The sequence below is a fragment of the Kitasatospora sp. NPDC004240 genome (assembly GCF_053603215.1).
Genome location: NZ_JBSGFD010000014.1, coordinates 64,340 through 79,054, shown reverse-complemented (window position 1 = coordinate 79,054; position 14,715 = coordinate 64,340). Strand labels below are relative to the sequence as shown.

Below are 14,715 nucleotides of genomic sequence, written 5' to 3'. Positions count from 1 at the left end.
GGTCCGGAGCCGTCCGCCGGACCGGGCGCCGCGTCGGCCACGGAGCCCGGCGCCCGGCCGGAGGCCCCCGCACCCGGGGCCCCGCTCTCCCCGGCCGAGCGGTCCGCCGTCGACCAGCTCCACCGTGCGGCCGCCGCCGTGCTGGCGGCGGGCGTGAGCGGCTCCGGCGCCGTGCTCCAGGCGGAGCTGCTGCGGGCCGCGCACCGGGCCCGGCTCGCCGGGCTGTACCGGCCGGCCGCGGCGGCGGTGGCGTTGGTCACCCGGGTCCGCGGTGCCCGCTCCGGCGAGCCGGACCACCGGCTCACCGACCTGGTCGCCGGCCTGCGCGACCTGCTGGAGCTCACCACCGCGCTCGCCGCGCCGGAGCCGTCCGCCCCGGTGGCCGAGCTGCGCGGGACCGCCCGCCAGACGTACGGGCCGGCGGGCGGGCTGCGGCTGTACGGGCTGTTCACCGAGCCGGTGCTGACCGCCACGCACGCCGGCGTGGTGACCTGGGCGGTCGACGCCGACGGCCGGCTCAGCACGATCGGCGAGGTCGTGCCGCACACGGACGCGACCACGGCGGCCCCGCAGGCGGTGGGCGCCGGCCGGCGCACGGTGCGGCTGGGCGACGCCTCGCTCAGCCACCGCGAGTTCGGCCGGGCCGGGCTGGCCGTGCAGGGCGCGACGCGGTCACCGGCGGGCCGGCTGGGCGCGGGGGCCGCGGTCCGTGCGGTCCGGGCCGCCGGGGCGCGGTGGACGCAGGCACCGGTGGCCGCGCTCTGGGCCGAACCGGTCGGGGCCCAGGTGGAGCGCGCCCTGGCGGCGATCGCCCTGCCGTACGAGGGGCGGCCGGCCGGGAGCGATCTGCTGTTCCTGGACGTCACCCTGCTCGGTGCGACGGCGGACACCGGGGCGGGCCACGGCGGACCGGGCGCGCCCCGGCTGCTGGCGGACTGCGACGGGCTGACGGTCGCGCTGCTCCCGGCGCACGAGCACCCGGGGCTGGCGTACCGGGCGAACCTCGCGCTGCTCGCGGCCGCGCCGGGTCTGCGGCTGAGGGTGATCGGCCGGCTGGAGCGGGCCGCGCGTCCCGAGCTGCGGGTGCTGGCGGTCGGGCGTCCGCCGGGCGAGCCGGAGCCGGGCGTCCCCACGCTGGAGGTGGCCGCCGACCGGGCCGACCGGGTCAACCTGGGCCTGGAGCGCCTCCAGCACGCCGACCTGAACCGGGTCGCCGAACCGTCGGTGACGGCCCCGCCGTTCGCCGACCGGGCCCCCGAGGCGCCCGTCCACCTGCTCTCCCGCCGGGTCGAGCAGGCGGTCACCGGCGGCCGGCAGGCGCTGGCCCTGGGCGGCGGAGGTACGGCGGCCGCCGACGCGGGCCGCCTGCGCTCGGTGGGCCTGGGCACCGGCGCGGCACTGTTGGACGGACTGCGCGCCACGGCGGGGGACCGGCCCCGGGACGTGTTCGGCCGGGTGGTGGCGGACGACCACGGGGCGTACACGGCGGCCTGGCTGGCGGCCGCCTGCTACGGCGAGGCACTGGCGGCGGCGCTCTGCGCGGCCGGCTGGAGCACGGCCGACTGCGGCCCCGAGGGAGCGGACGCCGACGCGGGGGGCACCGACGTGGGGGGCCCTGACGGCCCCGGCACGGGTCCCGACGGCCGACGCTGACCGGCCGGCCGATGGGTGGCCGCCTCTGAGCGGCCACCCCCGAGCCGGCCGCAACGGGGCAGGGCCCGCCCCACCGGTTCGGTGGAGCGGGCCCTGCCCGTCGTACTGGTGCGATCGACGCGTTCGATGCCGTGGCGCCCCCGTGGCGCCCCCGTGGCGCCGCGCCGTCGGCGACGCCGCACCCCTATTGCCGGTCGGTCTTACTTCCAGCGCGGCGGCTTGGTGGTGCTCTCGGCGTCCTGGCAGGCCTTGAGCTTCGCGGCCACGGCGTCGGCCTGGGCGGAGGCACGGCGGGCGGCGTCGTACTCGCCCTCGTGGCGCAGGCGGTTGGCCTTGGCACGCAGGTCGGCGATCTGCTGGCCCATCTGGCGCTCGTTGCAGGTGATGGTGTGGCCGGCGGCCGCGGCGGGCTGGGCCGGGGCGGCGGCGAGCAGCAGACCACCGGCCAGGGCGGCGGTGAGGGTGGCCATGGAAATGCGACGGAGCATGTCGTTACCTCTGATCCTTGGTGCAGGTGGTGCGGGCGGTACGCGCTCGGCGCGGGTACCGCCGTTCTGTGCGCGGGTACGCGACAGCAAGGGCACCTCAGAAGCCCCCGCTTGAATACCCGTCAGTAACCTTAACCCACCACGCGGACGGGATCGCCCGGCCGGCCCCGTCGGCCGACCGGCCCCGTCACCCCGCCCGGCGTGCCGCCAGGGCGTCGGCCCGCACCCGGTCCAGCAGGGCGAGCAGCAGTTCCTTGCTGCTCGCCCGCTCGCGCACGTCGCAGAGCACGACCGGCACCCCGGAGTCCAGGTCCAGGGCGCGCCGCACGTCCTCGGGCGTGCATTCGCGGCGCCCGTGGAAGCAGTTGACGCCGATCGCGAACGGGATGCCGCGCTGCTCGAAGAAGTCCACGGCGGCGAAGCTGGACTCCAGCCGCCGGGTGTCGGCCAGCACGATGGCGCCCAGCGCGCCCAGCGCCAGGTCGTCCCACATGAACCAGAAGCGGAACTGGCCCGGCGTGCCGAACAGGTAGAGCACCAGGTCGTCCCGGACGGTGATCCGGCCGAAGTCCATGGCCACGGTGGTGGTGGACTTGTCCTGGATCCCGTCGAGGCTGTCGACCCCGATGCTGGCCCTGGTCATCCGCTCCTCGGTCTGGAGCGGTTCGATCTCGCTGACCGAGCCGACCATGGTGGTCTTGCCGACGCCGAAGCCGCCGGCGACCAGGATCTTGACCGCGCCCGGCACCAGGCTCTGGGTCGTCAATTCGGTTCTCCTGCACAGGAAGCGGAACGGAAGCTGGGGGCGGGGTCCGCCGGTCAGAGCCGGCGGACACCCTCGATCACGGCCTGGATCAGCGAGATGTCCGGGGCCTCGGCGAGCTGGACGGGGGCGCGGGTCAGGATCAGCCGCGCCTCCGCCAGGTCGTCCAGCAGCACCTTCACCACGCTCACCGGCAGGTCCAGACTGGCCGCGATCTCGGCCACGGCCAGCGGTCGTTCGCGGCAGAGGTCGAGGATCGTGGCCGGTTCGGGCGCCATCCGGGTGGTGTCCGTGCGCGGGTCGGCCGTCACCACCAGGGTGATCAGCGCGAAGGTGTCACGGACCGGCCCGGTCCGCCCGTTGGTGATGGCGTACGGGCGGACCAGGTGGCCGGCGTCCTTGTCGTAGAACCAGGCCTCGTCGGCATCGGGGGAGGTCACGCACCGCCACCCGGGCCGGGCTGGCCGGCATCGCTGCGCGGCGCCGCCGTGAGGTACTGGCCGACCTGCTTGACCAGCATGTTGATCTCGTACGCCATCAGGCCGGCGTCGACCAGCTCGGAGGTGAGCACGGCGAGCCGGGCGCCCTGGCCGGCGGTGGTGACGAAGAGGAACAGCTGGTCCATCTCGATCACGGTCTGCCGGACCCGGCCGCCGTCGAAGCGGTGACCGGCGCCTCTGGCCAGGCTCTGCAGCCCGGAGGCGACGGCCGACAGGTGCTCGGCGTCCGCCCGGTCCAGGCCCTGGGAGAGCCCGACCAGCAGGCCGTCCTCGGAGAGGACGATGGCGTGCTTGGTCTCCGGGACCCGGGCCACGAGCTGGTCCAACAGCCAGTTCAGGTCGCGCTGGGTGTCGGTGTGCTGGGTCATCACTGCTGATCCTTAGCTGCGGAAGGTGCGGCCGGCGCGGGGGGAGCGGCCGTTGCGTCCGAATCCGGGTCCGAGGCGCGCGCGGAACGGGTGCCGCGCTGGATGGCGGCCATGGTGGCGCGCGAACGCTGGGGGGAGAGCTCGTCGTCGGCCGCGCCGGGGAGCGGCGTGCCGCGCGAGGGCGTGCCCGGCGAGGGCACACCGAAGGAGGAGCCGCTCGGCGGGGTCCCGAGCGAAGGGCTGCGGTGCGGGGGCGTGCCGTGGGCCCCGGCACCGCCGGGGGCGTTGGCCTCCCGCAGCTGCTCGGCGAGGCTGGCGTTGCGCACCCGCTGGGGCAGTACGCGCGGGGTGCGCAGCTCGCCGTCCGGGCCGTGGTCCAGGTGCTGCTCCTCCCGGGCCCGCTCGTGCACGGGCCGCTCCTGGCCGCCCGGCTCGTCCGGCCCACCCCGCCCGGCGGCCGGGTCACCGTCCGCCATCGGCACGTCCGCCATCGGCGCGGACACCGCCGGCACGGACGCAGGCGGCGCGGACACCGTCGGCACGGGCAGGGCCGCGGACGCCGGCTGTGCCTGCGCCGCGACGGGCGCGGTCAGCCCGGGGACCTCGTACGGCTGCGGCAGCGCGGGCCTGGGCACCACCACGGCGCCCGGCAGCCCGGGGATCTCCGCGCCCACCGGCAGCCCGCCGCCGGCCCGGACACCGGGGCCGACGGGGTTGCCGTCGATCACCGGGGGTCCGAACCGCGGCCCTTCGTTGAGCAGTTCGCCGACGATCACCTCGTCCGCGACCTCGCCGAACTCCGACGCCCCGCCGAACTCCCGCTCCTGGCCGAACTCCGAGGGCCCGCCGAAGGCCGGAGACTCGCCGAACTCACTCGCCCCGCCGAACTCACGGGCCCCGCCGAACTCCGGCGCCTTCCCGAAGTCGGGCGTCCGGCCGAACGGCCCCGCCGGGGCACCCGGGGCGCCGCCGGAGGACGGCTGTCCGAGCAGCCCGCCCAGCACGCCGGCGAGCGCGCCCGCCAGCTCCTCGTCGATCCCGCCGTCGAGCCCGCCCTGGCCCGTACCGGACTCCTCGCCCGCGCCGCTCCCGTCGCCCACCGGCATCCGGGTGACCCGGGCGCCGGAGGGCAGGCCCGGGACGGACGCCGGCTGGTCGGGCTGCTCCAGCAGCACCGAGGGGACGAGCACCACGGCCCGAGTCCCGCCGTACGGGGAGGGCCGCAGGGTGACCTGGATGTCGTGCCGGGCGGCGAGCCGGGCGACCACGAACAGGCCGAGCCGCAGGTCGTCGCCGAGCGCGGAGACGTCCAGCTCGGGCGGGTTGGCGAGGTAGTCGTTGAGGCGCTCGTACTCCTCCTCGCCCATGCCCAGGCCGCGGTCCTCGACCTCGACGGCCAGGCCCTTGGGGACCTCCTGCGCGGAGACCTGCACCTGGGTGTACGGCGGCGAGAAGGTGGTGCCGTTCTCGATCAGCTCGGCGACCAGGTGGATCACGTCGGCGACGGCCTGCCCGCTGAGCGAGGCGCGCGGCACGCCCTGGACGACGACCCGCGCGTAGTTCTCGGTCTCCGAGACCGCGCTGCGCAGCACGTTGACCATCGGCACGGCGTTGCGCCAGCGCCGGGCGGGCAGTGCGCCGCCGAGGATGACCAGGTTCTCGGCGTTGCGCCGCATCCGGGTGGCGAGGTGGTCGACGGCGAACAGCTCGCGCAGCAGCTCGGGTTCCTCGTGCTCGCGCTCCAGCGCGTCGAGCATGCTGATCTGCCGGTGGATCAGGATCTGGGTGCGGCGGGCGATGTTGAGGAACACCTTCTTGGTGCCCTCGCGGCCCTGTGCCTGGTGGATGATCGCGGCCACCGCGGCCTGCCGTACGGCCCCGAGGCCGTCGGCGGCCTGCTGGAGCTCGTCGCCGCCGCGCCGGGAGGGCACCCAGGCGGGCGGGGTGGGGACGCTCTCGCCGCCGTGCAGCCGTCCGACCACCTCGGGGATCTCGCGCTGGGCGACGGCGAGGGTGTCGGAGCGCAGGTCGGCGAGCCGGGCGCCCAGCGACCGGGCGAGCCGCGCACCGCTCAGCAGGCTCCAGAGCAGCACCACCGCCACGACGACGCTGCCGGCCACCAGGGCCGTACGGTCTCCGGCGTCGTGCAGCAGCACGGCGGCGTAGCCCCAGGCCGCGGCCAGTCCCAGACACGGGACCAGGACGAGGAGGAGGAGCGAGCTGCGGAGGGAGCCGGACCGGCCGGCGCGGTGGCCCGTGCGGGGGGCCGATATGCCTGGCATCTGATTCCTTGTTGCAGGGCCGAGCGGCGGGGTCGCCCGTGTGCGGTCCGGCCGGAGCTTCGGGGCGCCACGGCCGGGGGTGCCAGGAATGGTGACGGAACGTCATCACCCGGACGCGTGCAGCACGGCCGCCGACTGCAGGCACGCTACCAGCCCAGGGTGCCCTTATCGCAACATCAACTGACGATATGTGAACGGGTGATGGCGTGGTAGGGGCCCGGAAGGTGACGCTGTGTCCGATTGAAACCCGCAGGTCCGGAACGCGCCGACGGCCTTCCGAGGACCAGTGGTCCAGTCCTCGGAAGGCCGTCAGGGTCACTTCAACTTCTGCTGACCCGAGGGTCCGGAACGCTTCGGCGATCGGCTCCCCAACGGGATCGCCGACCCGCGGGTCCGTCCGGGCGACGGTCCGCGCCGAGGGGAGTGGCGCGGGTCCGCCGCACGGGTCGGTACCCCCCGTTCCGCCGCACGGTACACCGGACAGTGCGACGGAACGATCACCCGCGGGTGCGCGGGACGTGCTCGATGATCAGCGTGTTCAGCCCGCCAGCGCCGGGGTGGCGCCGCCGTTCAGCTCGGTCCACGCCCAGCTGGCCTCGGCCGAGAGCTCGGCCGACCACTGCTTGCCGTACGCGCCGGACGCGTACTGGCCCAGCCGCAGCCGCTGGACGTCGGAGGTGCCGGCCGGCGGGTAGATGCAGGCCGCGTCACGCAGGTAGCGCTCGATGTTGAACTCGGCCTGGGTGCCTCGCGCGGCGTGGATCTCCATCGCGTTGCGGGCCGAGTCCAGTGCGTACTCGGTGTTGATGAGTTTGGCGTTCATCAGCTCGGCGTCGCAGGGCTGGCCGTTGTCCAGCAGGTGCGACGCGTGGTACGCGGCGAGCTTGGCGGTCATCAGCCGGGACTGCATCTCACCGAGCTTGAGCCCGATGTTCGGCAGCTGGTTGATCGGCTTGCCGTACAGCACGCGCTCCTCGGCGAAGCGCACGGTGTCCTCGACGATCGCCACGTGCACGCCCAGCGCGACCGCGGCCAGGTTCAGCCGGCCGTAGAGCGTGCTGGAGGAGTAGGCGACGTCCAGGCCCTGGCTCTCCTCGCCCAGCCGGTTGGCGGCCGGGATGCGACAGTCCTCGAAGATGATCTCGCCGAAGCTGAAGCCGTGCAGGCCCATCTGCGAGCCCGCGTCACCGGCGCGGAAGCCCGGCCGGTCGCTCTCCACCAGGAACGCGGAGAGACCCTTGCTGCCCGGCCCGGTGCGGAAGACCACGCCGTGCACGTCGCCGATGTGCGAGTTGCCCACGTACCACTTGCGGCCGTTGAGCACGTACTCGTCGCCCTCGCGCCGCGCGGTGCCGGACATGCCCAGCACGTGGCCGCCCGACTCCGGCTCGGTCACCGCGATGGTCGGCAGCGACTCGCCGGAGGCGAACAGCGGCAGCCACTGCTTGCGCTGGGCGTCCGACCCGAAGTGCACGACCTTGGCGACGCCGAGCTGCGAGGCCTGCGCCATCGCACCCATGGCACCGCTCACGCGGGCCAGCTCCTCGACGATGATGGTCTTGGCCAGGTGCCCGAGACCGAGACCCCCGAACTCCTTCGGAATGGTGACACCGATCCAGCCCCTGCGGGCGATCTCACGGGAGAGCTCGAACTCCACCTCGCGGTCGGCCTCCATGCGGGCGACCTGCGGGCGGACCTCCTTCTCAGCGAACTCCCGTACCTCGGCCCGCAGTTCTTCGTGCCGTTCGTCGGTGAAGTAGTCCATTGCCATTGCCCTGAAGTCCTCTCAGTATTTTTTGTGCCTCCGTCCTTACGCGCCGTTCCGCGCCGACCGCCGACTGAGGGGGTGGGGGAGGCGGCCGGCTGCGCCATTGCAGCTCGGTGCACGCGGAAGTGCGGGCAGTCGTTGCTCGGGATGATGACTACCCGTCAGTTCGGCTGATTCATTGTCATATGCAGATCGGCCTTGCTCCAGAGTTGATCTTGGAATGACCGGAAACGAACGATTGAGGATTGAAGCCGATCGTTTTGGGAAATGATCTTCGCCCGCGCCCGGCGGCCGTCCAAGCGCTTGTTCACGTCGAGGTTTGACTGACCTCGGACATGTCGCTGGGCGGGCGCATGTGTCCGAACCGGAAGCGCGCTGCGTGCGGGATGTCTGATTACATGTGCGCCATGACTGATGTGATGAGCACTCACGGCCAGTTCCCGGGTGCCGCCGGCGAGTCCGAGCGGGCCCGCAGGCTGCGAAGCCTGGGTCTCAACGAACCCGCGGCGGACGAGGCCTTCGACCGCTTCGCGCACCTCGCCGCCAGCATCACGCGCGCCCCCATCGCGATGGTCAACTTCATCAACGACGAGCGCCAGATGTTCCGGGGGCTCTATATTCCGCCAACCTTGGCCGAAGCGGCCGCCCCCGAGAACGGCACCTCCTGGGCCGACCGGGGCATCGCCTTCGACCTGCCCACCCGTCAGATGCCGATGAGCCACGGCTTCTGCCCCCACGTGGTCGCCCAGCGCTCCCCCCTCGCGCTGGACGACATCCTCGCCTACCCCCGGTTCGCCGGTAACCCGATCGTCGACGAGCTCGGCGTCCGCGCCTACCTCGGCGCCCCGCTGGTCGACGACACCAACACCGTCATCGGCACCGTCTGCGTCCTCGACCGCGAACCCCGCCAGTGGGGCCGCGAGCGCCTGCGCGACATCCAGCACCTCGCCGAGGCCCTGCTCTCCGAGATCCGGCTGCGCGACAACCTGCTCGCCCAGCAGCAGGAGATGTTCGCGGCCTTCGACGGCTCCCCGTTCCCGATCATCCTCACCGACGGCCCCGGCCACGAGATCCGCTACGCCAACGCCCAGCACGCCGAGACCTTCGGCGCCCCGGCCGCGTACGGCTCGGTGTCCCAGGCCTACCCGCAGCTCGGCGCGGCCGGCCTCCAGCAGGCGGTCGCCGAGGCCTTCCACACCGGACGGGCCACCGTCCTCAACGACGTCCGCATCCAGTCCCCCCGGCCGGACGCCCAGCGCCTCCAGCAGATCTTCAGCTTCACCTGCACCCCGCTGCGCACCGCCCGTACCGGCCAGGTCAACGGCGTCCTCACCGTCGGCATGGACGTCACCGCGCAGTCCCGTACCGAGGAGGAGCTGGGCACCCTCGCCGCCCTGCTCGTCGACCGCCTCCAGCAGAACGGCACCGCCCCCGGTGTCACCGGCCCCGGCGCCCCCGGCCGCCCCGGACTCACCTCCGCCGGCGAGAACGGACTCGTCCTGCCCGGGTGAGCACCCGGACCGGCCGACCCGACCACACCGTGGCGGGGAGCCTCTCACCCCCGAGGAGAGGCTCCCCGCCACCGTGCCGTCGGGCCCCGCCCGCTGCGGCCCGCCCGTCCCGCCCGCCCGCCCCGCCCGCCGCGACAGCCCTACGGTGCGACTGCCGTACGGGTGGAACCGGCGGCCCCGGCGCCCGAGCCCGGCCCGAACCGGCCGCCCCCGGTGGTAGGCATGGGCCGCATGGAGTGGTTCGCGGCGCCCGAGTACTGGCTGAGCAGGCTGCTCGTCCAACGGATGCTGGCCGGCCTCTACCTCATCGGCTTCCTCGCCGCCGTCGCCCAGTTCCGGGCCCTGATCGGCGCGGACGGCATGCTGCCGGTGCCCCGTTTCACCGCCCGGGTCCCGTTCCGGCAGGCACCCGGCCTCTTCCACCTGCACTACTCGGACCGCTTCTTCGCCGCCGTCTGCTGGACCGGCGCCGCGCTCTCCGCCGCCGTCCTCGCCGGAGCAGCCGACGCCGTACCCCTGTGGGCCTCCCTGCTGATGTGGGCCCTCCTCTGGGCGCTCTACCTCTCCATCGTCAACGTCGGGCAGACCTGGTACTCCTTCGGGTGGGAATCCCTGCTCCTGGAGGCCGGCTTCCTGGCCGCCTTCCTCGGCAACGACGACACCGCCCCGCCCGTCCTGGTGCTCTGGCTGCTGCGCTGGCTGGTCTTCCGGGTCGAGTTCGGCGCCGGCCTGATCAAGCTCCGCGGTGACAGCTGCTGGCGCGACCTGACCTGCCTGCGCTACCACCACGAGACCCAGCCGATGCCCGGCCCGCTCAGCTGGTTCTTCCACCACCTGCCCGACCCGCTGCACCGCGTCGAGGCCGGCGCCAACCACGTCACCCAGCTCGGCGTCCCGCTCTGCCTCTTCCTCCCGCAGCCGGTCGCCACCTACGCGGCCTGCGTCATCGTGGTCACCCAGCTCTGGCTGGTCGCCTCCGGCAACTTCGCCTGGCTCAACTGGCTCACCATCACCCTGGCCCTCGCCGCCGTCGACCCCGCCCGGCTCGGCCTGCACCCCGAACCGCCCGCGTACGGCCCCACCCCGGTCTGGTTCGAGGCCCTGGTGCTCGCGCTCACCGCCGCCATCGCCGTCCTCAGCTACTGGCCGGTCGCCAACATGGTCTCCCGCCGCCAGATCATGAACCGCTCCTTCAACCGCATCCACCTCGTCAACACCTACGGCGCCTTCGGCAGCATCAACCGCCTCCGCCAGGAGATCGTCGTCGAGGGCACCGACGAGTCCGTCGTCACCCGCCACACCGTCTGGCGCGAGTACGGCTTCAAGGGCAAACCCGGCGACGTCCGCCGGATGCCCCGCCAGTACGCCCCCTACCACCTGCGGCTCGACTGGCTGATGTGGTTCGCGGCGATCTCACCCGCCTACGCCCGCCCCTGGTTCCTGCCCTTCATGACCCGCCTGCTGGTCAACGACCGCGACACCCTGCGCCTCCTGCGCCACAACCCCTTCCCCGACGCCCCGCCGACCCACGTCCGGGCGGTGCTCCACCACTACCGCTACACCGACCGGCGCGAACTGCGCGCGACCGGCGCCTGGTGGCACCGCACCGCTCTGTACGAGTACCTCGCGCCCGTCAGCCTCGACGGCCTCGCCCGCTCCGGCCTGCGCCCCCCGCTCGGCCGGCCCGCCCGGGCCGTCCCGCTCCGCCGCCCGGACGCCCACCCGCCCCGCCGCCGGCACCACGCCTTCGGCGATCCGGCCGGTCACGAGCCCGATCACCCGTCCGGCCCCGGCCCCGATCACCCGTCCGGCCCTCCCGAGTAGCGGCCGGGCGGGCGGTGTGGCACGCCACACCGCGTCCGTCAGCCGGTGGGTGCGTGCAAGGCTCGAACGGGCACCCGTATTCTGGGCCTCCACACCGGCAGCCCGACCGCGAGCCACCCGCCCCACCCGCCGGGGCCGAGCACGCAGCCGGTCCGCCTCCCCTCGCCGCCAGCCCCGCCGCAGACGCCCAGAACCGGACCTCACATGACAGTGCTTCACTCGCGCAACGCCGACGCAGCCGACGCCACGGACCCGGACCAGGCCACCGGCCGGGAGGGTGCGAACACGACCGACCTCCGGGACGACCTCGGCCGCTACGCCGAGCTCGGCGCCTTCACGCTCACCGCCGAGAGCCACGCCTGGTACGCCGCCGTCGACACCGTCGCCACCCCCGAGGACGCCCGCGCCGCCTCCACCGCCCTCGCCGAACTGCGCGGACGCGACCTCCAGCAGGTCTGGGAGGCCGTCGCCGCCCTCGCCGCCGACGCCAAGGTGGCCGAGCCGGACACGGTCGCCAAGGCCGCCCTGCTCGTCGAACTCCTCCAGCGCGTCCACCGGACCTCCACCACCCTCGTCGGCGCCGCGTATGACACCGACCTCGACGCCCTCGCCGCCGCCACCGCCGACCGCGCCTGGCGCCGCGAGCGCGGCGTCAAGGTCGGCTTCCTGCGTGGCCGCGCCCTGCGCAAGCAGGCCGCCGCCCTCGTCGTCGGCGGCCGCAAGGCCCGTCCCGAGGAGCTGCACGAGGCCCTGGTCTCCGCCGAGATCGAGCGCCGCGCCTGGGCCGTCCTCGCCCCCGAGGGCACCCTGCCCGTCGCGCCCGCCGACGGCGACCTCGTCGAGCGCACCGCCCAGGCCTTCGAGGCCATCAACACCGGCCTGCGCGAGCTCGCCCGTCTGCTCCCCGAGCACGACCTGGACGCGCTGCCCTTCGCGGAGCTCGCCGACCTCGTCGAACGGCTCGCCGCCGACGAGGGCACCCTCTACCGCCTCCCCACCATCCGCACCCTGCGGACCACCCTCGAGGAGGCCGGCCTGACCGACCTCCTCACCGAACTCGCCGAGGCCCGCGCCGACCGCCGCGCCGCCGAGGCCGCCTACCAGCGCCACACCGGCGCCGTCGACCCCGACGCCGCCCGCCAGGCCCTCGCCGGCGGCCAGCGCGACGGGCTCGCCACGGCCCCGGCCGAGGTGGAGCCGGCGGCTGCGGAGACGGAGGAGCTCGCGGAGGCCGCGGAGGCCGACACCGCCGAGGAGGCGGAGGCCCCGACCACCGAGCCGACCACCACCGTGACCCTCCCGGCCCCGTCCCCCGCCGCCGACGACCTCGTCGCCGCCGAGGAGTCGGCGGACGAGATCGCCGAGGAGCCGGCGGCTGAGGTTGAGGACGTGGCTGCCGCCGAGGTCGCGCCCGTGACCGAGGCCGAGGCCGAGCCCACCGAGGAGCCTGCTGCCGAGGTCGCCGCTGCGGTCGAGGTCGAGGCTGAGGTCGCCGAGGAGCCGGTCGCCGAGATCGAGGTGGCCGAGCCCGAGGCCGTGGTGGAGGTCGTCGAGGAGCCTGCCGCCGAGGCCGAGGCCGAGGCCGAGGTCGAGACCGAGTCGGTCGAGGAGCCCGCTGCGGAGGTCGCCCCTGCCGTCGAGGTCGAGGTCGAGGCTGAGGCCGAGGTCGCCGAGGTCGAGGCTGAGGACGCGCCTGCTGCTGAGGCCGAGCCGGTTGAGGAGCTTGCTGCCGAGGTCGCCGCTGCCGTTGAGGTGGAGGAGCCCGCTGCCGAGGTCGTCGAGGAGTCGGCGGCCGAGGTTGAGGACGTGGCTGCCGCTGAGGTCGAGCCCGTGACCGAGGCCGAGCCCACCGAGGAGCCGGCTGCTGAGGTCGAGTCGGAGCCCGTGGCTGAGCATGCCGAGGAGCCTGCCGCCGAGGTCGAGGCTGAGGACGCGCCTGCTGCCGAGGCCGCGCCGGTTGAGGAGCCCGCTGCCGAGGCCGCCCCTGCCGTTGAGGTCGAGGAGCCCGCTGCCGAGCCCACCGAGGAGCCTGCTGCCGAGGTCGCCGCTGCGGTCGAGGTCGTTGAGGAGCCGGTCGCCGAGGCCGAGGTCGAGGTGGCCGAGCCCGAGGCCGTGGTGGAGGTCGTCGAGGAGCCGGTCGCCGAGGTCGAGGTCGAGGCCGAGCCGGAGCCTGTGGCCGAGGTCGTCGAGGAGCCCGCCCCCGCCGCCGAGCCCGCCGCCCCCGCCGCCGAGGGCCGTCCCGCGAAGCCGGACTTCACGCCCGGCCGCCCGGTGACCGCCTACTCCGCCGAGGAGCTGCTCGCGGTGGTCCGCTGGGTGGACGGCGACGGGGAGACCCGGAGCGAGGAGGAGCTGCTGCGGGCCGCGATGAAGGAGCTCGGCTTCGCCCGGCTCGGTCCGCGGATCAAGGAGGCGCTGGGCGCCGCCGTGACCGCCGCCCGGAGCTGAACGAGGCCCGTCGGGGCTGTACGGAAGGCTGCGGGCCCGGTGGATGCGATGTGCATCCGCCGGGCCCGCGGCCTTCGGTCGCTCAGGCCTTCGTCCAGGGCTGGCTGCTCATCAGCGCCTTGACGTTGGCCACGTATGAGGGGTTGGGGATCTCCAGGCTGCCGGTGGTGACGCCGGTGGCCGGGTCGGTGACGGTGGTGTAGTGGACCTTGCCGGCGCCGGCGTTGTACGCGGCGATGACCAGGTCGAGCAGCGGGGTCTTCCCGGAGGCGTCGGGGCCGAGGTCGTACGTGCCGCCGAAGCAGGAGTCTCCGTAGTAGGCGACCAGCCAGTCCAGCAGCTGGGTGCCGAGCTGGACGTTGCCGGCCAGGGTGTTCGGGTCGGAGTTGGTGCCGTACTTGCCGTTCATCCAGCTGACCGTGTTGGGCATGACCTGCATGGTGCCGATGCCGCCGTCGCAGGCCAGGATGCCGGACTGCCAGCCGCTCTCCTGCCAGGCGATCGCCTTGACCAGGTTGACGGGCAGGGCGGGCAGGTTGTCGGTGCCGCCGTTGCTGAGCTTGAGGGTGCGGGCCTGGCCGGCGGCGGAGACGAGGGCCGAGGAGACCGCGTCCTTGGGCTCGTTCGGCCGCGGGTAGCTGGGCTTGCAGCTGCTCTGCAGCGGCGGGGTGTGCGGGACGGCGGGGGCGGGCGGGGGCGGCGGGGCCACCGGGCCGGGCTTGGCCGTCGGTACGGGTGCGGCGACGACCGGCGTGCCCACCTTGGGGGTGCCGGTGCCGGCGGTCGGCTTGGTGCCGCCGGCGACGGTGGCGCTCGGCTTCGCGGAGGTGGGCGTCGCACTGGGCTTGGCCGACTTGCTCGCGCTGGGGTCGGTGGTGGGGCTCGCGCTCGCCGAGGGGTCGGTGCCGGGGCTCGGGGACGCCGGGGCGCTGGTGGCCTCCGACGCGGTGGCGCTCGCGGTGACGGACGCCCTGGCCTTCTCGGTCCTGTCGTCCCCGCCCTTGCTCCCGCAACCCGTCAACAGTGCACCGGACACGGCCGCCACCGAGACCGCGACCATCGCCCGTCGCGAAGTACTCACCCGCATACGATCGGAACCCCCCGTTCGCT

11 protein-coding genes are annotated in these 14,715 nt (G+C 74.4%); 4 read left to right on the top strand and 7 right to left on the bottom strand.

The window, feature by feature from the left end; genetic code table 11:
- On the top strand, positions 1 to 1,653 hold a 1,653-nt coding region (locus tag ACWEQL_RS06575; RefSeq protein WP_452149055.1), incomplete at its 5' end, for a hypothetical protein.
- 200 nt (positions 1,654 to 1,853) lie between these two features.
- Here ACWEQL_RS06575 and ACWEQL_RS06570 read toward each other — a convergent pair.
- From ACWEQL_RS06570 to ACWEQL_RS06545, 6 genes are all read right to left on the bottom strand, one after another.
- On the bottom strand, positions 1,854 to 2,141 hold the full coding sequence (locus tag ACWEQL_RS06570; protein ID WP_452149054.1) for a hypothetical protein: 288 nt from the start codon (positions 2,139 to 2,141) through the stop codon (positions 1,854 to 1,856).
- Between the two features lie 187 nt (positions 2,142 to 2,328).
- The gene (locus ACWEQL_RS06565; protein ID WP_452149053.1) at positions 2,329 to 2,907 is read right to left on the bottom strand and encodes a GTP-binding protein; all 579 of its coding nucleotides are present in this window, start codon (positions 2,905 to 2,907) and stop codon (positions 2,329 to 2,331) included.
- Positions 2,908 to 2,960: 53 nt separating this feature from the next.
- Positions 2,961 to 3,344 carry a DUF742 domain-containing protein gene (locus tag ACWEQL_RS06560; protein WP_452149052.1) on the bottom strand — a complete coding sequence of 128 codons (384 nt, stop codon included), beginning with the start codon at positions 3,342 to 3,344 and terminating at the stop codon, positions 2,961 to 2,963.
- Entirely contained in the window at positions 3,341 to 3,772 is a 432-nt protein-coding gene (locus tag ACWEQL_RS06555; protein WP_452149051.1) for a roadblock/LC7 domain-containing protein, read from the bottom strand. Before ACWEQL_RS06555 ends, ACWEQL_RS06560 begins: the two co-directional genes overlap by 4 nt.
- Positions 3,772 to 6,054: an ATP-binding protein gene (locus ACWEQL_RS06550; protein WP_452149050.1), complete on the bottom strand. Its 2,283-nt coding sequence runs from the start codon at positions 6,052 to 6,054 to the stop codon at positions 3,772 to 3,774. Before ACWEQL_RS06550 ends, ACWEQL_RS06555 begins: the two co-directional genes overlap by 1 nt.
- Positions 6,055 to 6,592: 538 nt before the next feature.
- Positions 6,593 to 7,819, bottom strand: a complete 1,227-nt coding sequence (locus ACWEQL_RS06545; RefSeq protein ID WP_452149064.1) for an acyl-CoA dehydrogenase family protein — start codon at positions 7,817 to 7,819, stop codon at positions 6,593 to 6,595.
- A 410-nt stretch (positions 7,820 to 8,229) separates the two neighbouring features.
- On the opposite strand from ACWEQL_RS06545, the gene ACWEQL_RS06540 reads away from it, so the two are divergent.
- The 3 genes from ACWEQL_RS06540 (at position 8,230) to ACWEQL_RS06530 (ending at position 13,605) form a co-directional block, all read left to right on the top strand.
- Complete coding sequence (locus tag ACWEQL_RS06540; protein ID WP_452149049.1) at positions 8,230 to 9,333, top strand: GAF domain-containing protein; 1,104 nt, start codon at positions 8,230 to 8,232, stop codon at positions 9,331 to 9,333.
- Between the two features lie 231 nt (positions 9,334 to 9,564).
- The gene (locus ACWEQL_RS06535; protein ID WP_452149063.1) at positions 9,565 to 11,157 is read left to right on the top strand and encodes a lipase maturation factor family protein; all 1,593 of its coding nucleotides are present in this window, start codon (positions 9,565 to 9,567) and stop codon (positions 11,155 to 11,157) included.
- Positions 11,158 to 11,361: 204 nt separating this feature from the next.
- The gene (locus tag ACWEQL_RS06530) at positions 11,362 to 13,605 is read left to right on the top strand and encodes a hypothetical protein (RefSeq protein ID WP_452149048.1); all 2,244 of its coding nucleotides are present in this window, start codon (positions 11,362 to 11,364) and stop codon (positions 13,603 to 13,605) included.
- A gap of 82 nt (positions 13,606 to 13,687) precedes the next feature.
- On the opposite strand, the gene ACWEQL_RS06525 is transcribed toward ACWEQL_RS06530, so the two are convergent.
- Entirely contained in the window at positions 13,688 to 14,686 is a 999-nt protein-coding gene (locus ACWEQL_RS06525) for a transglycosylase SLT domain-containing protein (protein ID WP_452149047.1), read from the bottom strand.
- Positions 14,687 to 14,715: the final 29 nt, after the last annotated feature.

Coding starts and splice junctions, on each gene's coding strand:
- ACWEQL_RS06545 (WP_452149064.1), bottom strand. CDS start 7,819: ATGGACTACTTCACCGACGAACGGCACGAAGAACTGCGGGCCGAGGTA.
- ACWEQL_RS06550 (WP_452149050.1), bottom strand. CDS start 6,054: ATGCCAGGCATATCGGCCCCCCGCACGGGCCACCGCGCCGGCCGGTCC.
- ACWEQL_RS06530 (WP_452149048.1), top strand. CDS start 11,362: ATGACAGTGCTTCACTCGCGCAACGCCGACGCAGCCGACGCCACGGAC.
- ACWEQL_RS06540 (WP_452149049.1), top strand. CDS start 8,230: ATGACTGATGTGATGAGCACTCACGGCCAGTTCCCGGGTGCCGCCGGC.
- ACWEQL_RS06555 (WP_452149051.1), bottom strand. CDS start 3,772: ATGACCCAGCACACCGACACCCAGCGCGACCTGAACTGGCTGTTGGAC.
- ACWEQL_RS06570 (WP_452149054.1), bottom strand. CDS start 2,141: ATGCTCCGTCGCATTTCCATGGCCACCCTCACCGCCGCCCTGGCCGGT.
- ACWEQL_RS06535 (WP_452149063.1), top strand. CDS start 9,565: ATGGAGTGGTTCGCGGCGCCCGAGTACTGGCTGAGCAGGCTGCTCGTC.